This is a genomic window from Streptomyces sp. NPDC001137 (genome assembly GCF_040298885.1).
Lineage (GTDB): Bacteria > Actinomycetota > Actinomycetes > Streptomycetales > Streptomycetaceae > Streptomyces.
On record NZ_JBEPBA010000057.1, the window covers coordinates 1 to 2,461 of the forward strand.

The following is a 2,461-nucleotide window of genomic DNA, read 5'->3' on the forward strand; positions in this document are numbered from 1 at the left end:
GTCAATCTGAACGCGCAGTTCGCGCTGACCCGGGCGGTCGGTGCCGCGATGGTGGCCCGCGGCCGGGGGAAGGTCATCTTCACCGCTTCGCTGCTGAGTTTCCAGGGGGGCATCACGGTGCCCGGCTATACCGCCGCCAAGCACGGCGTCGCGGGTCTGACCAAGGCGCTGGCCAACGAGTGGGCGCCGCACGGGGTGAACGTCAACGCCATCGCGCCGGGCTACATCGCCACCGACAACACTCAGGCGCTGCAGGACGATCCGGTGCGCAGCAAGGCGATCCTGGACCGCATCCCGGCCGGACGCTGGGGCAGCGCCGACGACCTCGCGGGCGCCACCGTGTTCCTGGCCTCGGACGCGGCCGCCTACGTCCACGGCGTGATCCTGCCCGTGGACGGCGGATGGCTGGGCCGATGAACAGCACCGACCCGGCCTCGGTACTGGCCGGAGCGCGGCTCCTGCCGGTGCTGGTCGTGCCGTCCACCGCGAGTGCCGGCCCGCTGGCCGACGCGCTCGCGGCGGGCGGCGCCCGCTGCGCGGAGGTCACCTTCCGCACCCCGGACGCCGAACAGGTCGTGAAGGTGATGGCCGCGCACGGTGGGCTCACCGTCGGTGCGGGCACGGTGCTCACCGCCGAGCAGGCGGAGCGGGCGGTGGCGGCCGGGGCCCGCTTCGTCGTCTCGCCCGGCTTCGACGAGGACGTCGTCGCGAAGTGCCGGGAGCTGGGGGTGCCCGTGGTGCCCGGCATCGCCACCGCCACGGAATTGATGCGCGCCCTGAAGGCGGGCCTCGACACCGTCAAGCTCTTCCCCGCCGAACCCCTCGGTGGCCTGCGCACGCTGCGGGCGCTGGCGGCCCCGTTTCCCGGGGTGCGGTTCGTGCCGACGGGCGGGATCGACGCGTACCGGATGGCCGCCTACCTGGCCGACCCGGCGGTGCTGGCGGTGGGCGGCAGCTGGATGGCCACCGCCGCTCTCCTCAAGAGCGGCGACTATGCGGAGATCCGCCGGCTGACCGCCGACGCGGTCGAAAGGAGCACGCCATGACCGATGTGATCGCGCTCGGTGAGGTGATGCTGCGTTTCGACCCGGGTGAGGGCCGCATCCGTACCGCCCGCACCTTCCAGGTGTGGGAGGGCGGCGGCGAGTACAACGTCGTGCGCGGGCTGCGCCGCTGCTTCGGCCTGCGCACCGCCATCGTGACCGCGCTGGCCGACAACGCGGTGGGCCGACTGGTCGAGGACCTGATCCTGCAAGGCGGTGTCGACACCTCGCTGATCCGCTGGGTGGCCGACGACGGCATCGGCCGCACCGCCCGCAACGGCCTGAACTTCGTCGAACGCGGCTACGGCATCCGCGGCGCGCTCGGCGTCAGCGACCGCGCCCACACCGCCGTCTCCCAGCTGCGCAAGGGCGACATCGACTGGGACACGGTCTTCTCGGCCGGGGTGCGCTGGTTCCACACCGGCGGCATCTTCGCCGCCCTGTCCGACACCACGGTCGACGTCGCCGACGAGGCCATGGCCGCCGCCCGCCGGCACCGCGTCACCGTCTCCTACGACCCCAACCACCGCCCCAGCCTCTGGGCCGGCCGCGGCGGACCGGAGCGGGCCCGCGAGGTCGACCTGCGCCTGGCCCGCCACGCCGACGTCGTCGTCGGCGCCCTGGGCCTGGCCGGCGCGCATCCAGGCGCCGAGCGCTTCCGGGCGCACGAGGTGCCGGGCGCGCTCGCGGAGGTTGCCGACCTGCTGCCCGACGCCCACGTGCTGGCCACGACCCTGCGCGAGGTGCCCTCGGCGGGCGTCAACGACTGGTCCTCGGCCGCCTGGTCCGCCGAGACCGGCTACCTCACCGGACCGGTCATGCCCGGCCTGCACGTCCTGGACCGCATCGGCTCCGGCGACGCCTTCGCCGCCGGACTCATCCACGGCCTGCTCGCCGGCCACCCCCTGGAACAGGCCCTGGCCTACGGCACCGCCCACGGCGCCCTCGCCATGACCACCCCCGGCGACGTCTCCATGGCCACCCTCACCGAGGTCGAGGCCCTCATCGCCGGCGGCTCGGCCCACGTCCGACGCTGAACCACCCCCTCAGGAGCCTCTCTTGCACCGCCGGAAGATCCCTCACACCCCCGTCGAGATCACCGAACTCGGCTTCGGCGCCTCCGTGATCGGCAACCTCTACCGCGTCACCCCGGCACACGAGGCGGCAGCCGCCGTCGACGCCGCCTGGCAGGCTGGCATCCGCTACTTCGACACCGCACCCCACTACGGCCTGGGCCTTGCCGAACGCCGGCTCGGCGCCGCCCTGCACGACCGGCCCCGCGACCAGTACGTCCTCTCCTCCAAGGTGGGCCGCCTCCTGGTGCCCAACGAGCATCCACGGGGCGTCGACGACCAGGGCTTCGTCGTCCGCGACGACCTGCGCCGGCACTGGGACTTCAGCCGCGACGGCGTCCTGCG

4 protein-coding genes are annotated in these 2,461 nt (G+C 73.8%); all 4 read left to right on the forward strand.

Going from position 1 to position 2,461, the window contains the following annotated elements; genetic code table 11:
* Positions 1–417 (forward strand): SDR family oxidoreductase (locus tag ABT254_RS46385; RefSeq protein ID WP_351483746.1); only part of this gene is annotated, 417 nt, incomplete at its 5' end.
* Positions 414–1,046 (forward strand): bifunctional 4-hydroxy-2-oxoglutarate aldolase/2-dehydro-3-deoxy-phosphogluconate aldolase, encoded by a 633-nt coding sequence (locus ABT254_RS46390; protein ID WP_351483747.1) that lies wholly within the window; start codon positions 414–416, stop codon positions 1,044–1,046. The genes ABT254_RS46385 and ABT254_RS46390, both read left to right, overlap by 4 nt.
* A complete protein-coding gene (locus ABT254_RS46395; protein ID WP_351483748.1) occupies positions 1,043–2,080 on the forward strand; it encodes a sugar kinase in 1,038 nt (345 codons plus the stop codon). Before ABT254_RS46390 ends, ABT254_RS46395 begins: the two co-directional genes overlap by 4 nt.
* 22 nt (positions 2,081–2,102) lie before the next feature.
* The coding region (locus tag ABT254_RS46400; RefSeq protein ID WP_351483749.1) for an aldo/keto reductase at positions 2,103–2,461 on the forward strand (359 nt) is incomplete at its 3' end.